18 protein-coding genes are annotated in these 15,838 nt (G+C 67.6%); 16 read left to right on the top strand and 2 right to left on the bottom strand.

The features are described from left to right. Nucleotides 1-8 precede the first annotated feature (8 nt). The 14 genes from flhF to ACIGKL_RS02170 all read left to right on the top strand — a co-directional run bounded on the left by flhF (nucleotide 9) and on the right by ACIGKL_RS02170 (nucleotide 12,463). Nucleotides 9-1,319 carry a flagellar biosynthesis protein FlhF gene (gene flhF, locus ACIGKL_RS02235; RefSeq protein WP_397485095.1) on the top strand — a complete coding sequence of 437 codons (1,311 nt, stop codon included), beginning with the start codon at nucleotides 9-11 and terminating at the stop codon, nucleotides 1,317-1,319. Between the two features lie 96 nt (nucleotides 1,320-1,415). Next, entirely contained in the window at nucleotides 1,416-2,246 is an 831-nt protein-coding gene (gene fleN, locus ACIGKL_RS02230; protein ID WP_397485094.1) for a flagellar synthesis regulator FleN, read from the top strand. Then, entirely contained in the window at nucleotides 2,243-2,989 is a 747-nt protein-coding gene (gene fliA, locus ACIGKL_RS02225; RefSeq protein ID WP_397485093.1) for an RNA polymerase sigma factor FliA, read from the top strand. The genes fleN and fliA overlap by 4 nt, the downstream gene beginning before the upstream one ends. An 84-nt stretch (nucleotides 2,990-3,073) precedes the next feature. Then, nucleotides 3,074-3,448, top strand: a complete 375-nt coding sequence (locus ACIGKL_RS02220; protein ID WP_169968482.1) for a chemotaxis response regulator CheY — start codon at nucleotides 3,074-3,076, stop codon at nucleotides 3,446-3,448. Between the two features lie 19 nt (nucleotides 3,449-3,467). After that, on the top strand, nucleotides 3,468-4,256 hold the full coding sequence (locus tag ACIGKL_RS02215; protein WP_397485092.1) for a protein phosphatase CheZ: 789 nt from the start codon (nucleotides 3,468-3,470) through the stop codon (nucleotides 4,254-4,256). A 12-nt stretch (nucleotides 4,257-4,268) separates the two neighbouring features. Continuing rightward, nucleotides 4,269-6,431, top strand: a complete 2,163-nt coding sequence (locus tag ACIGKL_RS02210; RefSeq protein ID WP_397485091.1) for a chemotaxis protein CheA — start codon at nucleotides 4,269-4,271, stop codon at nucleotides 6,429-6,431. A 42-nt stretch (nucleotides 6,432-6,473) separates the two neighbouring features. Further along, on the top strand, nucleotides 6,474-7,601 hold the full coding sequence (locus ACIGKL_RS02205) for a chemotaxis response regulator protein-glutamate methylesterase (protein WP_397485090.1): 1,128 nt from the start codon (nucleotides 6,474-6,476) through the stop codon (nucleotides 7,599-7,601). Between the two features lie 25 nt (nucleotides 7,602-7,626). Further along, a complete protein-coding gene (locus ACIGKL_RS02200) occupies nucleotides 7,627-8,367 on the top strand; it encodes a flagellar motor protein (RefSeq protein WP_397485089.1) in 741 nt (246 codons plus the stop codon). Nucleotides 8,368-8,379: 12 nt separating this feature from the next. Next, nucleotides 8,380-9,198, top strand: a complete 819-nt coding sequence (motD, locus tag ACIGKL_RS02195) for a flagellar motor protein MotD (protein ID WP_397485088.1) — start codon at nucleotides 8,380-8,382, stop codon at nucleotides 9,196-9,198. Between the two features lie 82 nt (nucleotides 9,199-9,280). Continuing rightward, a complete protein-coding gene (locus ACIGKL_RS02190; protein ID WP_397485087.1) occupies nucleotides 9,281-10,069 on the top strand; it encodes a ParA family protein in 789 nt (262 codons plus the stop codon). An 87-nt stretch (nucleotides 10,070-10,156) separates the two neighbouring features. Next, complete coding sequence (locus tag ACIGKL_RS02185) at nucleotides 10,157-10,927, top strand: CheW domain-containing protein (protein ID WP_397485086.1); 771 nt, start codon at nucleotides 10,157-10,159, stop codon at nucleotides 10,925-10,927. A gap of 98 nt (nucleotides 10,928-11,025) precedes the next feature. Further along, nucleotides 11,026-11,505 carry a chemotaxis protein CheW gene (locus ACIGKL_RS02180; RefSeq protein WP_003243242.1) on the top strand — a complete coding sequence of 160 codons (480 nt, stop codon included), beginning with the start codon at nucleotides 11,026-11,028 and terminating at the stop codon, nucleotides 11,503-11,505. Further along, nucleotides 11,505-11,903 carry a DUF2802 domain-containing protein gene (locus tag ACIGKL_RS02175; RefSeq protein ID WP_397485085.1) on the top strand — a complete coding sequence of 133 codons (399 nt, stop codon included), beginning with the start codon at nucleotides 11,505-11,507 and terminating at the stop codon, nucleotides 11,901-11,903. Before ACIGKL_RS02180 ends, ACIGKL_RS02175 begins: the two co-directional genes overlap by 1 nt. Before the next feature lie 116 nt (nucleotides 11,904-12,019). Continuing rightward, nucleotides 12,020-12,463, top strand: a complete 444-nt coding sequence (locus ACIGKL_RS02170) for a rhodanese-like domain-containing protein (protein ID WP_397485084.1) — start codon at nucleotides 12,020-12,022, stop codon at nucleotides 12,461-12,463. Here ACIGKL_RS02170 and ACIGKL_RS02165 read toward each other — a convergent pair. Beyond that, the gene (locus ACIGKL_RS02165; RefSeq protein ID WP_397485082.1) at nucleotides 12,444-12,785 is read right to left on the bottom strand and encodes an EscU/YscU/HrcU family type III secretion system export apparatus switch protein; all 342 of its coding nucleotides are present in this window, start codon (nucleotides 12,783-12,785) and stop codon (nucleotides 12,444-12,446) included. The genes ACIGKL_RS02170 and ACIGKL_RS02165 overlap by 20 nt on opposite strands. After that, nucleotides 12,782-14,323, bottom strand: coding sequence for a flagellar hook-length control protein FliK (locus tag ACIGKL_RS02160; protein ID WP_397485081.1), 1,542 nt, complete (start codon nucleotides 14,321-14,323; stop codon nucleotides 12,782-12,784). Before ACIGKL_RS02160 ends, ACIGKL_RS02165 begins: the two co-directional genes overlap by 4 nt. A gap of 161 nt (nucleotides 14,324-14,484) precedes the next feature. On the opposite strand from ACIGKL_RS02160, the gene ccmA reads away from it, so the two are divergent. Next, the gene (gene ccmA, locus ACIGKL_RS02155; RefSeq protein WP_397485080.1) at nucleotides 14,485-15,129 is read left to right on the top strand and encodes a cytochrome c biogenesis heme-transporting ATPase CcmA; all 645 of its coding nucleotides are present in this window, start codon (nucleotides 14,485-14,487) and stop codon (nucleotides 15,127-15,129) included. After that, entirely contained in the window at nucleotides 15,126-15,797 is a 672-nt protein-coding gene (ccmB, locus tag ACIGKL_RS02150) for a heme exporter protein CcmB (RefSeq protein ID WP_122108401.1), read from the top strand. The genes ccmA and ccmB overlap by 4 nt, the downstream gene beginning before the upstream one ends. Nucleotides 15,798-15,838: the final 41 nt, after the last annotated feature.

Raw genomic sequence — 15,838 nt, 5'->3', positions numbered from 1 at the left:
AAAGGGTCATGCAGGTCAAACGCTTCTTCGCCGCCGATATGCGGACCGCCATGAAACTGGTGCGAGACGAGCTGGGCGCCGATGCCGCGATCATCGGCAATCGCCGGGTGGCCGGCGGCGTCGAGCTGACCGCCGCGCTGGATTACCAGGTAGCGCCGGCGCCGGTGCGGCCGAACCCGGCCCTGGAGGCCGAGCTGCGCAAGACCCAGGCGCGCATCGCCAGCGCCCAGGCCGAACTGGCCACCCGCGCCGAGCAGGACGCCGGCAAGGATCGCCAGCTGTTCGCCAACGAGTCGCTGGTGGCGCCGGAATTGCCGGCCACCCCGGTCAAGCCGCAGCGCCCGGCCGAGCCTGCGCCGGCGCAGCCTGCGGTCGATCCGCGCGCGCTGGACGCCATGCGCTTCGAACTACACGGCCTGCGCGAGCTGATCGAAATGCAGCTCGGCTCCATCGCCTGGGGCCAGCTGCAGACCCGCCGCCCGCAACAGGCCAACCTGTGGCGCCGGCTGCAGCGCATGGGCCTGTCCGCCGAGCTGGCGCAGGCGCTGCTGAACAAGGTCGCCGACGTCGCCGAGCCGCGCCAGGCCTGGCGCATGCTGCTGGCCCATCTGGCCCACGCGATCAAGACGCCGAAGCTCGAGCCGCTGGAAGAGGGCGGGGTGATCGCCCTGGTCGGCCCCGCCGGCATGGGCAAGACCACCACCCTGGCCAAGCTGGCGGCGCGTTACGTGCTTAAGCACGGCGCGCAGCAGGTCGCCTTGGTCAGCATGGACAGCTATCGCATCGGCGCGCAGGAGCAGCTCAAGACCCTGGGGCGCATCCTCGGCGTCTCGGTGACCCAGGTCGACCCCGGCCAGTCGCTGCTGCAGGCCCTGGCGCCGCTGGCGAAGAAACGCCTGGTGCTGATCGACACCGCCGGCCTACCGGGCAACGACCCGGCGCTGCGCCTGCAGCTGGAGAGCCTGGCGGCGCGCGGCCTGCAGGCGAAGAATTACCTGGTACTGGCGGCCACCAGCCAGAGCCAAGTGCTCAAGGCCGCCTACCATAGTTACAAGCGCTGCGGCCTGGCAGGCTGCATACTGACCAAGCTGGACGAAGCCGCCAGCCTGGGCGAGGCTTTAGGTCTGGCTATAAGCCAGCATCTGCCGGTAGCCTATGTCGCCGACGGCCCGCGGATTCCGGACGATCTGCAGGTGCCGCGCAGCCACCAGCTGGTCAGCCGCGCGGTGGGCCTGCAGGCCGCCGAGGAGCCGAGCGAGGACGCCATGGCGCAGCTGTTCGCCGGGCTCTACCACAGCCCGACGCGGCGCGCCGGCTGACGCGGCGAGAAGAGAATGTTGCACCCTCGGGCGACGCCGTCGCCGGAGTGAACGGCCGGATGGCCAAGTCGAAGTTAGACAAGGTGTGAAGAAAACATGGGTATGCATCCCGTACAGGTGATCGCGGTGACCGGCGGCAAGGGTGGCGTCGGCAAGACCAATGTGTCGGTGAATCTGTCCATGGCCCTGGCCGATCTCGGCCGGCGGGTGATGCTGATGGACGCCGACCTCGGCCTGGCCAACGTCGACGTTCTGCTGGGGCTGGCGCCCAAGCGCACCCTGGCCGATGTGATCAGCGGCGAGTGCGATCTGCGCGACGTGCTGCTGCAGGGGCCGGGCGGCATCCGCATCGTGCCGGCGGCGTCCGGCACGCAGAGCATGGTCAACCTCTCGCCGATGCAGCACGCCGGGCTGATCCAGGCGTTCAGCGATATCAGCGAGAACCTCGACGTGCTGGTGATTGACACCGCCGCCGGCATCGGCGATGCGGTGGTCAGCTTCGTCCGCGCCGCCCAGGAGATCCTGGTGGTGGTGTGCGACGAGCCGACCTCGATCACCGACGCCTATGCGCTGATCAAGCTGCTCAACCGCGACCACGGCATCAGTCGCTTCCGCGTCCTGGCCAACATGGCCCACAGCCCGCAGGAAGGGCGCAACCTCTTTGCTAAGCTGACCAAGGTGACTGATCGCTTCCTCGACGTCGCCCTGCAGTACGTCGGCGCCGTGCCCTACGACGAGTGCGTGCGCAAGGCCGTGCAGAAGCAGCGCGCGGTCTACGAAGCCTTCCCACGATCCAAGTGCGCCCTGGCGTTCAAGGCGATAGCCCAGAAGGTCGATACCTGGCCGCTGCCGGCCAACCCCCGCGGCCATCTGGAGTTTTTCGTCGAGCGTCTGGTGCAGCAACCGACGGCAGACAGTGCCGTATGACAGCAGCTTCTGGACTTCGTATGTACAACAAGGCGCAGGCGCAGGATTCGCAGCACCAGTTGATCGAGCGCTATGCGCCCCTGGTCAAACGTATCGCCTATCACCTGCTGGCCCGTTTGCCGGCCAGCGTGCAGGTCGACGACCTGATCCAGGCCGGCATGATCGGCCTGCTCGAAGCCTCTAAAAAATACGATTCCAGCAAGGGTGCCAGCTTCGAAACCTTCGCCGGCATCCGCATCCGCGGCTCCATGCTCGACGAAGTGCGCAAGGGCGACTGGGCGCCGCGTTCGGTGCACCGCAACAGCCGCATGGTCAGCGACGCGATCCGCGCGGTGGAAGCGAGAACCGGGCGCGACGCTAAAGATCAGGAGGTTGCGGCCGAACTCCAATTGAGTCTGGAGGATTACTACGGCATCCTTGGCGACACTTTGGGCAGCCGCCTGTTCAGCTTCGACGACCTGGTGCAGGACGGCGAGCATGGCGGGCTGCACGAAGACGCCGGGCACACCCACCTCGAACCTTCGCGGGACCTCGAAGACGAACGCTTCCAGGCGGCCTTGGCCGAGGCCATCGCCGGCTTGCCGGAGCGCGAACGCCTGGTGCTGGCGCTGTATTACGATGAAGAACTGAACTTGAAGGAAATCGGCGAAGTGCTGGGGGTCAGCGAGTCGCGCGTCAGCCAGTTGCACAGCCAGTGCGCCGCGCGTCTGCGTGCGCGCCTGGGCGAGTGGCGCGCCCGCTGAAGGCTGGGCCGGTTTCACGATTGAAGGGCGCGCTCCACTGAAGAGCGTGTTTGGGACTGTACGGAGGTCGACTTGGACAAGAACATGAAAATCCTCATCGTTGACGATTTCTCGACGATGCGACGGATCATCAAGAACCTCTTGCGTGATTTGGGTTTCACCAACACCGCGGAGGCCGACGATGGCACCTCGGCGCTGCCCATGCTGCAGAGCGGCAGTTTCGACTTCCTGGTGACCGACTGGAACATGCCCGGCATGACCGGTATCGACCTGCTGCGTGCGGTGCGCGCCGACGAGCGCCTCAAGCACCTGCCGGTGCTGATGGTCACCGCCGAGGCCAAGCGCGATCAGATCATCGAGGCGGCCCAGGCCGGCGTGAACGGCTATGTGGTCAAACCCTTCACCGCCCAGGTGCTGAAGGAAAAGATCGAGAAGATCTTCGAGCGGGTCAACGGCTGATGTCGGCCGCGAGGGTGCTATGGAACACGATGACTCCACGCTGGGCGACCTCGAGTCGACCCTGAAAAGCAACGCCCGCGAATTGGTCGACAGCCTGGAAAGAGGCAACTTCGGCGCCGCGGTGCAACTGATCAACGAGCTCAACAAGGTCCGCGACCGCGGCCTGTACCACGAGGTCGGCAAGCTGACCCGCGAGCTGCACAACGCCATCGTCAACTTCCAACTCGATCCGCGCATGCCGCATGCCCAGGAGCTGTCGCAGATCGCCGATGCCACCGAACGCCTGAATTACGTGGTCACCATGACCGAGAAGGCGGCCAATCGCACCATGGACCTGGTCGAGCAGAGCGCGCCGCTGGTCAACGACTTGAGCGACGAAGCGCAGAGCCTGAGCGCCGAATGGGGCCGCTTCATGCGCCGCGAGATGGGCGCCGAGGGCTTTCGCGAGCTGGCCAAGCGCATCGAGCTGTTCCTCGCCCGCAGCGAGCGCGACAGCAGCAAGCTGTCCGGCCACCTCAACGACATTTTGCTGGCGCAGGACTACCAGGACCTCACCGGGCAGGTGATCAAGCGCGTCACCCAGCTGGTCACCGAGGTGGAAAGCAACCTGCTCAAACTGGTGCTGATGGCCAGTCAGGTCGACCGTTTCGCCGGCATCCAGCACGACCATGAACAGCTGCGTGCCGAACAGGAACAATTAAAAGAGCCATCTCGGGGTGAAGGTCCGCAGATTCATGCCGATAAGCGTGATGACGTCGCCTCCAGTCAGGACGATGTCGACGACCTGCTGTCCAGTCTAGGATTCTAAGGAGTTCCCCCTATGAGCTTCGGCGCCGATGAAGAAATCCTCCAGGACTTCCTGGTAGAGGCCGGCGAGATCCTCGAACAGTTGTCCGAACAGTTGGTCGAGCTGGAAAGCCGCCCGGACGACATGAACCTGCTCAACGCCATTTTCCGCGGTTTCCATACCGTCAAGGGCGGGGCGGGGTTCCTCCAGCTCAACGAGTTGGTGGAGTGCTGTCATATCGCCGAGAACGTCTTCGACATCCTGCGCAAGGGTGAGCGCCGGGTCGACGCCGAGCTGATGGACGTGGTGCTCGAAGCCCTGGATGCGGTCAACGGTATGTTCGGCCAGGTGCGCGAGCGCAGCGAGCCGACCCCGGCCTCGGCCGAGCTGTTGGCGGCGCTGTCGCGGCTGGCCGAGCCGGCTGGCGCCGAACCCGCGAGCGTGGCGCCGACTGCCGCGCCGAAGGCCGAGCCCGCAGCCGCCGCCTCCGGCGATATCACCGACAGCGAGTTCGAGCAGCTGCTCGATGCCCTCGGCGAAGCGCCGGTCGGCGACAGCGTGGCGGCCAGCGACGAGATCACCGACGACGAGTTCGAATCCCTGCTCGACCAGCTGCACGGCAAGGGTCAGTTCTCCGTGGCGGCCGAGAGCTCCGTCGGCGCGGCCGTGGCGGTCGCGGCCGTCGCGGCGCCGGCCGGCGACGAGATCACCGACGACGAATTCGAGGCATTGCTCGATCAACTGCACGGCAAGGGCCAGTTCGCCGGTGCGGTCGAAGCGCCGGCTCCGGCCGCGACGGCGGTCGCCCCGGTGACGCCGGCCAGCGACGAAATCACCGACGACGAATTCGAATCCCTGCTCGACCAGTTGCACGGCAAGGGCAAGTTCGTGCCACCCAGCGAGGCGCCGGCCGCGCCGGTGGCCAAGCCGCCTGCCGCGGCGAAACCGGCGGCCAAGGCCGAACCGGCCGCACCCCGCCCGCCTGCAGCTCCGGCGCCCGCGGCGGACAAGGCGCCGGCGGCCAGCGAGGCGGAAACCACGGTGCGGGTCGATACCGCGCGCCTGGACGAGATCATGAACATGGTCGGCGAGCTGGTGCTGGTGCGTAACCGCCTGGTGCGCCTGGGCCTCAACAGCGGCGACGAGGCCATGTCCAAGGCGGTGTCCAACCTCGACGTGGTCACCGCCGACCTGCAGACCGCGGTGATGAAGACCCGCATGCAGCCGATCAAGAAGGTCTTCGGTCGCTTCCCGCGCCTGGTACGCGACCTGGCGCGCAACCTGAAGAAGGAAATCAACCTCGAGCTGGTGGGCGAGGAAACCGACCTCGACAAGAACCTGGTCGAGGCCCTGGCCGACCCGCTGGTGCACCTGGTGCGCAACGCCGTCGATCACGGCGTGGAGACCCCGGAAGAGCGTGAGAAGGCCGGCAAGCCGCGCGGCGGGCGGGTGGTGCTGTCCGCCGAGCAGGAGGGCGACCACATCCTCTTGTCGATCACCGACGACGGCAAGGGCATGGACGCCGACGTGCTGCGCGCCAAGGCGGTGGAGAAGGGCCTGCTGGACAAGGATGCGGCCGACCGCCTGAACGAGTTCGAGTGCTACAACCTGATCTTCGCCCCGGGTTTCTCGACCAAGACCGAGATTTCCGACGTGTCCGGCCGCGGCGTCGGCATGGACGTGGTCAAGACCAAGATTTCCCAGCTCAACGGCACGGTCAACGTGTTCTCGCAGAAGGGCGCGGGCTCGAAGATCATCATCAAGGTGCCGCTGACCCTGGCGATCATGCCGACCTTGATGGTGATGCTGCAGAACCAGGCCTTCGCCTTCCCGCTGGTCAACGTCAACGAGATCTTCCACCTCGACCTGTCGCGCACCAACGTGGTCGACGGCCAGGAGGTGGTGATCGTCCGCGACAAGGCGCTGCCGCTGTTCTACCTCAAGCGCTGGCTGGTGCCACAGGCCTTCCACGAGGGCCAGCGCGAGGGCCATGTGGTGATCCTCACCGTGGGTAGCCAGCGCATCGGCTTTGTCGTCGATCAATTGGTCGGGCAGGAAGAAGTGGTAATCAAGCCACTGGGCAAGATGCTCCAGGGCACGCCTGGCATGTCCGGCGCCACGATCACCGGCGATGGGCGCATCGCCCTGATTCTCGACGTCCCGAGCATGCTCAAGCGCTACGCTCGACGTTTCTGATGGTTGCGGCGCGGGCATGGCCGGCGCCGTCTAGGAGTGTGTATGGCAGTCAAGGTATTGGTGGTGGACGACTCCGGCTTCTTCCGCCGGCGCGTTTCGGAAATTCTGTCTGCCGACCCCAATATCCAGGTGGTGGGCACCGCCACCAATGGCCGCGAGGCCATCGACCAGGCGCTGGCGCTCAAGCCCGACGTGATCACCATGGATTACGAGATGCCGATGATGGATGGCATCACCGCGGTGCGGAACATCATGCAGCGCTGTCCGACGCCGGTGCTGATGTTCTCCTCGCTGACCCACGAAGGCGCTCGTGTCACCCTCGACGCCCTGGACGCCGGTGCAGTGGATTTTCTGCCGAAGAATTTCGAGGACATCTCGCGCAACCCGGAGAAGGTCAAGCAGCTGCTGTGCGAGAAGGTGCACAGTATCGCCCGCAGCAACCGCCGTTTTAGTTCGGCCGCGGTCGCTCCGGCGCCGGCCGCGGCCAGTCCTGCGCCTGCGCCGGGCAGCCGGCCGGCGGCGACCACGGTGCGCCCGGCCACCCTGCAACCGCGCCCGGCGATCCCGGCGGCGGCGCCTGGTGCCGGTTCCGCGGCGCCCAAGCGCAAGGCCTACAGGCTGGTGGCCATCGGCACCTCCACCGGCGGCCCGGTGGCCCTGCAGCGGGTGCTGACCCAACTGCCGGCCAATTTCCCGGCGCCGCTGGTGCTGGTCCAGCACATGCCCGCGGCCTTCACCAAGGCCTTCGCCGAGCGTCTGGACAAGCTCTGCCGCATCCAGGTCAAGGAGGCCGAGGACGGCGACCTGCTGCGTCCCGGCCTGGCCCTGCTGGCCCCCGGCGGCAAGCAGATGATGGTCGACGCGCGTGGCGCGGTGAAGATCCTGCCCGGCGACGAGCGCCTGAACTACAAGCCCTGCGTCGATATCACCTTCGGCTCGGCGGCCAAGTCCTATGGCGACAAGGTGCTGGCCGTGGTGCTCACCGGCATGGGCGCCGACGGCCGCGAAGGCGCGCGCCTGCTTAAGCAGGGCGGCAGCCAGGTGTGGGCGCAGGACGAGGCCAGCTGCGTGATCTACGGCATGCCCATGGCGGTGGTCAAGGCCAACCTGGCCGACGCGGTCTACGGCCTCGACGAGATCGGCCGGCACCTGACCGAGGCCTGCTTGTAATGAACCCTCACACGGGCGCGTGCGCATGGATGTACTGAGCCTGATCGGCGTCATTCTGGCGTTCGTCGCTATTCTCGGCGGCAACTACCTGGAGGGCGGCCACGCCGGCGCGCTGCTCAACGGCCCGGCGGCGCTGATCGTGATCGGCGGCACCCTCGGCGCGGCCTTCCTGCAGGCGCCGGTCAGCGTATTCAAGCGCGCCATGGCCATCCAGCGCTGGATCTTCTTCCCGCCGCGCATCGACCTGGTCGGCGGCATCAACCGCGTGGTCGGCTGGAGCATGGTGGCGCGCAAGGAAGGCCTGCTCGGTCTCGAGGCGGTGGCCGACGCCGAGCCCGACCCCTATGCGCGCAAGGGCCTGCAGCTGCTGGTCGACGGCGCCGAGCCGGAATCCATCCGCAGCATCCTCGAGGTCGATCTGTATACCCAGGAGGCGCGCGATATCCAGGCGGCCAAGGTGTTCGAGAGCATGGGCGGCTACGCGCCGACCATCGGCATCATCGGCGCGGTGATGGGCCTGATCCACGTGATGGGCAACCTGGCCGACCCGAGCATGCTCGGCAGCGGCATCGCCGTGGCCTTTGTCGCCACCATCTACGGCGTCGGTTTCGCCAACCTGCTGCTGCTGCCGGCCGGCAACAAGCTCAAGGCCATCGCCATGCGCCAGTCGCGTTACCGCGAGATGCTGCTGGAGGGCATCCTGTCCATCGCCGAGGGCGAGAACCCGCGGTCCATCGAGCTGAAGCTGCAAGGCTTCATGGACTGATGGAGGGTTGGCATGGCGCGTCGGCGGCAGCATGAGGAACACGAGAATCACGAGCGCTGGCTGGTGTCCTACGCGGACTTCATCACCCTGCTGTTCGCCTTCTTCGTGGTGATGTACTCGATCTCCTCGCTCAACGAGGGCAAGTACAAGATTCTCTCCGAGACCCTGACCGGGGTGTTCAACCAGCCGGATCGCTCGATCAAGCCGATCCCGGTGGGCGAGGAACGGCCGCGCACCGGCGAGCCCGAGCGCGCCTCGCTGGACGAGGCCAACAGCGAGACCCCGGACGACTCCCTGCAGGACATCGCCGCCAGCGTGCGTCAGGCCTTCGGCGAACTGATCCGCAGCGAGCAGCTGAGCGTGCGCGGCAACGAGATGTGGATCGAGATCGAGCTGAGCTCCAGCCTGCTGTTCCCCAGCGGCGACGCGCTGCCGAACAACCAGGCGTTCGACATCATCGAGAAGGTCGCCAAGATTCTGGCGCCCTACCAGAATCCGGTGAAGGTGGAAGGTTTCACCGACAACCTGCCGATCCAGACCAGCCAGTTTCCGACCAACTGGGAGCTGTCCTCGGCGCGGGCGGCGAGCATCGTGCGTATGCTGGCCATGGACGGCGTCGATCCGGCGCGGTTGGCGGCGGTCGGCTACGGCGAGTTCCAGCCGGTGGCGGACAACGCCACGGCCGAAGGGCGGGGGCGCAACCGCCGCGTGGTGCTGGTGATTTCGCGCAACCTCGACACCCGGCGCAGCGCCGGCAGCACCGCGGCGCAGCAGTCCGGCGCTGGCACGCAACCTGCACCGACGCCTGTGTCGGAGGTTCCGCAATCGTGAGCCGTCAAATCCCAGTCGCCTGCTGCGTGCCGGCGACAACCATTCTCGGCCTGAACGCCTCAAGCCGGGAGGATGAAAGAAGATGAAAGTCTGGGCAGTAGCCAATCAGAAGGGTGGTGTCGGCAAGACCACCACCTCCATCGCCCTGGCCGGTCTGCTGGCCGACGCCGGCAAGCGCGTGGTGGTGGTCGACCTCGACCCGCACGGGTCGATGACCAGTTATTTCGGCCATGATCCCGATGCGCTGGAGCACAGTTGCTTCGACCTGTTCCTGCACCAGGGCGGCGTGCCCCAGGGCCTGCCCAGGCAACTGCTGCACGGCACCAGCCACGAGAATATCTCCCTGCTGCCGTCGAGCACCGCGCTGGCCACCCTGGAGCGCCAGTCGCCGGGGCAGAGCGGCCTGGGCCTGGTGATCGCCAAGAGCCTGGCGCAGCTGTGGGAGGATTTCGACCACGCCATCATCGACAGCCCGCCGCTGCTCGGCGTGCTGATGGTCAATGCGCTGGCCGCCAGTCAGCAGCTGGTGATCCCGGTGCAGACCGAGTTTCTCGCGGTCAAGGGCCTGGAGCGCATGGTCAGCACCCTGGCCATGATCAACCGCTCGCGCAAGCAGGCGCTGCCCTACACCATAGTGCCGACCCTGTTCGACCGCCGTACCCAGGCTTCGATGAGCACCCTGCGGGTGCTGCGCAACAGCTATCCCGAGCACCTCTGGCAGGCCTACATCCCGGTCGATACCCGTCTGCGCGATGCCAGCCGGGCCGGGCGCACGCCCTCGCAGTTCGATGCCGGCAGTCGCGGGGTGATCGCCTATCGGGCGTTGCTCAAGCATCTGCTGAGCCATCAACCGGCAGCGCAGGTGGCCTGAAATGCCCGTCTGTGTTGAACTGGCGCACTCAAGTCGGGCCGGGCTGCGGCCGATAGGCTGTACAGGCCTCCATCACGGGTTTCAGTCATGAGTCGTACCCTTGCCACCGCCACGCGCTCCCAGCTGGCCCTGCAGTCCTACCTCGACGGTCTGTTGCAGGAGGCCGCGGCCGAGCTGGAGATGTCCGTCAGTCTCGATGAGTTCGAGAGCGCGGTGCTCGAAGAGCAGGTGCGCGATGCGCGCCTGACGGCCCCGGTCGTGACGGCGCCGACCGTCGCCGCACCGCCACCCGCGCCGGTGCTGCCGCTGGTGCAGGCGCCGCCGCTTGCCGCGCCGGCCGCTACGCCGCAGGCGCAGCCCGCCGCGCTGCAGCTGGAGGGGCGGCCGAGCTGGGCCGAGGAGCCGTTCGAGTGTCTGCTGTTCGACGTCGCCGGCCTGACCCTGGCCGTGCCGCTGATCTGCCTGGGCTCGATCTATCCGCTGGAGGGGCAGGAGCTGACGCCGCTGTTCGGCCAGCCGGACTGGTTCCTCGGCATCCTGCCGAGCCAGGCGGGCAACCTCAAGGTGCTGGACACCGCACGCTGGGTGATGCCCGATCGCTACCGCGAGGATTTCCGCGAGGGCCTGCAGTACGTGATCTCGGTGCAGGGCTACGAATGGGGGCTGGCGGTGCACCAGGTCAGCCGCTCGATCCGTCTCGACCCGGCCGAGGTCAAGTGGCGCAGCCAGCGCACCCAGCGGCCCTGGCTGGCCGGTACGGTGATCGAGCACATGTGCGCCTTGCTCGACGTGGCGGCACTCGCCGAATTGATCGCCAGCGGCGGCGCCAAGCGCCTCGCCGCCGGCAAGCTGCACTGAGAATTGGCGGGCCCGCGCGTGCGCCGGGCCCTATAGTTGACGACAAGCGGGTCGACCCGCGCATGCCGCAGCGAGCGGTTTTTGACGAGGCTAGGGACATGAAGAAAAGTTCTGCACAGGGTGCCGAAGATCCGATTCTGCAGTGGGTGACCTTTCGCCTGGACAACGAGACCTACGGCATCAACGTGATGCAGGTGCAGGAAGTGCTGCGCTACACCGAGATCGCCCCGGTGCCGGGGGCGCCGAGCTACGTGCTGGGCATCATCAACCTGCGCGGCAACGTGGTCACCGTGATCGACACCCGCCAGCGCTTCGGCCTGGGCTCGGCACCGGTCACCGACAACACCCGCATCGTCATCATCGAGGCGGACAAGCAGGTGGTGGGCATCCTGGTCGACAGCGTGGCCGAGGTGGTCTACCTGCGCCAGTCGGAGATCGAGACCGCGCCGAACGTGGGCAACGACGAGTCGGCCAAGTTCATCCAGGGCGTGTGCAACAAGAACGGCGAACTGCTGATCCTGGTCGAACTGGACAAGATGATGAGCGAGGAAGAGTGGTCGGAGCTGGAGAGCATCTAGTGCTCGAAGCCGCCCTGATCGCCCTGGCGCTGCTCTGCGTGGCGCTGGGCATTGTCTGCCATGGCCTGTACCGCAACCAGCAGCGCATGCTGGCGGAGCAGGCCAAGCGCGATGCCGTGCGCGACGCGCGGATCAAGGAGCTGGGTAAGCGCCTGGACGCCTACCTGACCGGCAGCATCCGCATGGGCGAGGAGCTGCACGAGCTGCGCCGGGTGGTGGCGCCGCTGCCGGACAAGCTCAGCCAGATCGAGCAGCGCGACCCCAGCAGCCTGTCCTTCACCCAGGCCGCGCGCCTGGTCGGCATGGGCGCCAGCGTCGAGGACCTGACCCAGTCCTGCGGCCTGAGCCAGGCCGAGGCCGAACTGATCAGCCGCCTGCACCAGTCCAAGGCGCCATAACCGACGCATAGTCGTCGGCGTTCTTAAAAGCTCGTCCGATCTTCGCCAATCAATCCTAGTACGCCCCCTGGCCGCGCCTAAGCTGATGCTGTAGGCATCGCAGCGGGGTGTTCGTCATGCATCGCCTGATTCTGCTGTTGCTCGGCGGGCTGTTGTGCCTGCCGCTCGCCGCCCAGGACGCGCCGCTGGAGGTGCGCGGCGCGATCACGGTCAACGTGCTGCAGGCCAAGCACCTGTACGACCACGGCGCGCTGTTCATCGACGTGCGTCCGGCGCGCGAATGGGGCTGGGGCCATGTCCACGGCGCCCTGCACATGGACCTGGCCGGGCGCTTCGCCGGGCTGCAGCAGGGGCACTGGCCGCGCGAGCTGCCGCTGGTGATCTACTGCGACAGCGAGGTCTGCCCGCAAAGCGCGCAGGCGGTGCAGCAGGCGGTGGCCTGGGGCTTCAGTCGGGTGTTCTATTTCCGCGGCGGCTACTTCGCCTGGCAGCTGTTCGACTTCCCCAGCGGCAAGGGCGCGGCCGGCGAGGCGCTGGCCTTCAGCCTGCCGGCCCCTTGAGTTGCGGCAGTGGCGCGCTGACGTCGCGTTCGCCGTCGGCGGTGAAGCCGGGCGGGGTCTTGCCCTGCAGGTACCAGGCGAAGGCGATGATCTCGGCGATGCAGCGGTACAGCGCCTCGGGGATGGCGTCGCCTAGCTCCAGGCGGGCCAGTAGGCGCACCAGTTCGGCGTTCTCGTAGATCGGCACCTCGTATTCGCGGGCGATGGCGAGGATGGCCTCGGCCAGTTCGTCGTCGCCCTTGGCGCTGAGCACAGGGGCGCTGCGCCCGTCGTAGTTGAGGGCGATGGCCTGGCGCGGCTCGGCCTTGCTCTTGCGGCTCATGCGGTTTCGTCCACCCAGCGTTGTTCCAGCGTGGTTTTCGGCCCCTGCGGCGCCGCGCCCTGGCTGCAGGCCAGTTCGCCGACCTCGAGGCCGGCGGCCTGCAGACGTTCGCGCAGGTTGCCGAGCTCGGCGCCGATCAGGTTGGCGGTATCGGCGCGTTCGGCCCACAGCTGGCTGGACAGGCTGCCGCGCAGCAGCTGGGCGCGCACCTGCAACGGGCCGAGGCGGTCGAGGTCGAAGGCCAGCTCGACGCGCCAGAGGGTTTCCTTGTGTTCCGGCTTGTCTGCCTGGCCGCTGTCCTCGCGCTGCAGCTTGATCTGCAGGGGGATCAGCTCCTGCTGGTGGCGCATGGGCAGCTCCAGCTGCCAGGTGGTCAGCAGGTTGCCGTTGGCGTCCACCTGGGTCTGCGTCAGGCTCGACAGCTGGTGGGTCTGCAGGCGCGAGACCGCCGCGGCGGCGAGCTTGAGCAGGGTTTCCAGGTCAGCCTCGCCGTCCAGGTTCTGCAGCAACCGCGAGGGTAGGGGAAAACCCAGGGCCTGCTGGCGTGCGGCGCCGGCGGGGCTGAGACCGCCGAGCATCTGCCGGGCCAGCGCCGGCAGCGCCTGGCCCATGGCGCCCTGCAGGCCGGCGAGGGTGGCGGCGCCGCCGGGCAGTTGCGGCAGCAGCTGGGCGATCAGACGCAGCAGGTTGGCTTTCAGGTCCTGGGGCAGGGCGGCAGTCTGGCCCTGCAGCAGTTTGGCTTCCAGCAGCACGCCGCTGCCTTCCAGGGCCTGGGCCAGGCCCTTGGCCGTGCTCAGCTGGGCGCTGTCGGGCAGGGCGCCGAGCAGGCGCTCGATGCCGCTGCGCAGCTCGCCGCTCAGTTCGGCCTTGCCGGCCAGGCCCTGCAGCCCCTTGAGCAGGCCCTCCAGCGAGGCCTGGCGATTGTGCTGGGCGGCCAGTTGCTGGCCCAGCACCAGTTGATCGAGGCGGCCGCTCAGCGGCAGGAAATTCAGGCTCTGGCTGCCCTGTACCTGGGCGCTGAGCAGGCTGCCCAGAGGCAGCGCCAGCGGGCTGTCGAGAGCCAGCTGGCGGCCGGCCAGCGGGGTGTTGAGCAGGTTGACCAGCAGCCGGTAGAGCGCCTGTGCGCCCTGCGCCGGCAATGGCTCGCGGCTGACCACCTTGCCCTGCACCAAGGTGCCGGGCGGCAGTTGCTGCAAGTCGAGGCTGGTCAGCGGCTTGTCGCCGCCGGCCTGCAGCGCCAGCAGCAGACGCGTGTCGGACAGCGCGGTGACGGCCAGGGCGGTGCCCTGGGCCAAGGGGCGGGCGCTCTCGGCCTGCAGGGTGGCCTGGCGCCCGCTCGCCAGGGTCAGCTTGAGCAGCAGTTGGAAACTCTGCGCCTGCTCCTTGAGGGCGATCACCTCGGCCTTGGCGCTTTCGCCGGCCGCCAGCAGGCCGTCCAGCGGCTGCAGCAGGCGCACGGCCAGGTCGGCGGCGCTGACGGCGGGGCGCAGCGCCGGCGGCGTGGCGGGAAGCGGACGGGGACTGCTGATTTCGCTCATGAGCGCTCGATAGGCCGAAAGTCTATTAACACCCTGTCGAAAATGCTGACTGCGGGGACAGTGATGCGACATGTATAATGCCGCCCCGTTCCGCACCGCACTTCCGGTTCGCGTCAGTATAGCGGCCGGGGCACTGCCGACTTTAACCCTGCCAGGTAGCGATGACCCGTCCCGACCCCCTTCTCGAAGCCGTGGCGCTCAGCTGTGAGCGGGATTGGCGCATGCTCTTCGAACACCTGCATTTTCATCTGCAGGCCGGCGACATGCTGCAGATCAGCGGCCCCAACGGCAGCGGCAAGACCAGCCTGTTGCGCCTGCTGGCCGGGCTGATGCAGCCCACCGCCGGCAGCATCCGCCTGCAGGGCAAGCCGTTGGTCGAACAGCGCGGCGAACTGGCGCGCAATCTCTTGTGGATCGGTCACGCCGCCGGCATCAAGGGCCTGCTGACGGCCGAGGAGAACCTAGCCTGGCTCTGCGCGCTGCACACCCCGGTCGGCCGCGAGGCGATCTGGCAGGCGCTGGAGGCGGTCGGCCTGCGCGGCTTCGAAGACGTGCCCAGTCACACCCTGTCCGCCGGTCAGCAGCGCCGCGTCGCCCTGGCGCGCCTGTATCTGGCCGATGCGCCGCCTTTGTGGGTGCTCGATGAGCCCTTCACCGCGCTGGACAAGCAGGGTGTGGCGCAGCTGGAGCGGCACCTGGCGGCGCACTGCGAGCGCGGCGGGGTGGTGGTGTTGACCACCCACCACAGCCTGCAGCACAAGCCGGCCACCTACCGCGAACTGGACCTGGGGCAGCACGCCGCATGAGCAACGTCTTCAGCCTGCTGCTCGCCCGTGAAATGCGCCTGCTGGCGCGGCGTCCGGCCGAGCTGGCCAACCCGCTGGTGTTCTTCGCCATAGTGGTCGCGCTGTTCCCGCTGGCGGTGGGGCCGGAGACGCAATTGTTGCAAACCCTTTCGCCGGGGCTGGTGTGGGTGGCGGCGCTATTGGCCGTGCTGCTCTCGCTGGACGGGCTGTTCCGCAGCGATTTCGAGGACGGCTCGCTGGAACAGTGGGTCCTTTCGTCGCACCCCCTGCCTCTTCTGGTGTTGGCCAAGGTGCTGGCACACTGGCTGTTCAGCGGTCTGGCGCTGGTGCTGCTGGCGCCCCTGCTGGCGTTGATGCTCGGCCTGCCCGGGCGCTGCCTGCCGGTGCTGCTGCTGTCGCTGTTGCTCGGCACGCCGGTGCTGAGCCTGCTCGGCGCGGTGGGCGCGGCGCTCACCGTCGGTCTCAAGCGCGGCGGCTTGCTGCTGGCGCTGCTGATTCTGCCGCTGTACATCCCGGTGCTGATTCTCGGCAGCGGGGCGCTGCAGGCGGCCCTGCAAGGATTGCCGGCGACCGGCCACCTGTTGTGGCTGGCCAGCCTCACCGCCCTGGCGGTGACCCTGACACCTTTTGCCATTGCCGCCGGCCTGACCATCAGCGTCGGCGAATAATAACGAACCCTGAACCCTGGCCCGCGCTTCCCCGGATTGCA

This window comes from Pseudomonas sp. NPDC077186, from assembly GCF_044543505.1.
Classification (GTDB): Bacteria; Pseudomonadota; Gammaproteobacteria; order Pseudomonadales; family Pseudomonadaceae; genus Aquipseudomonas.
This window is presented reverse-complemented; position numbering and strand designations above follow the sequence as displayed.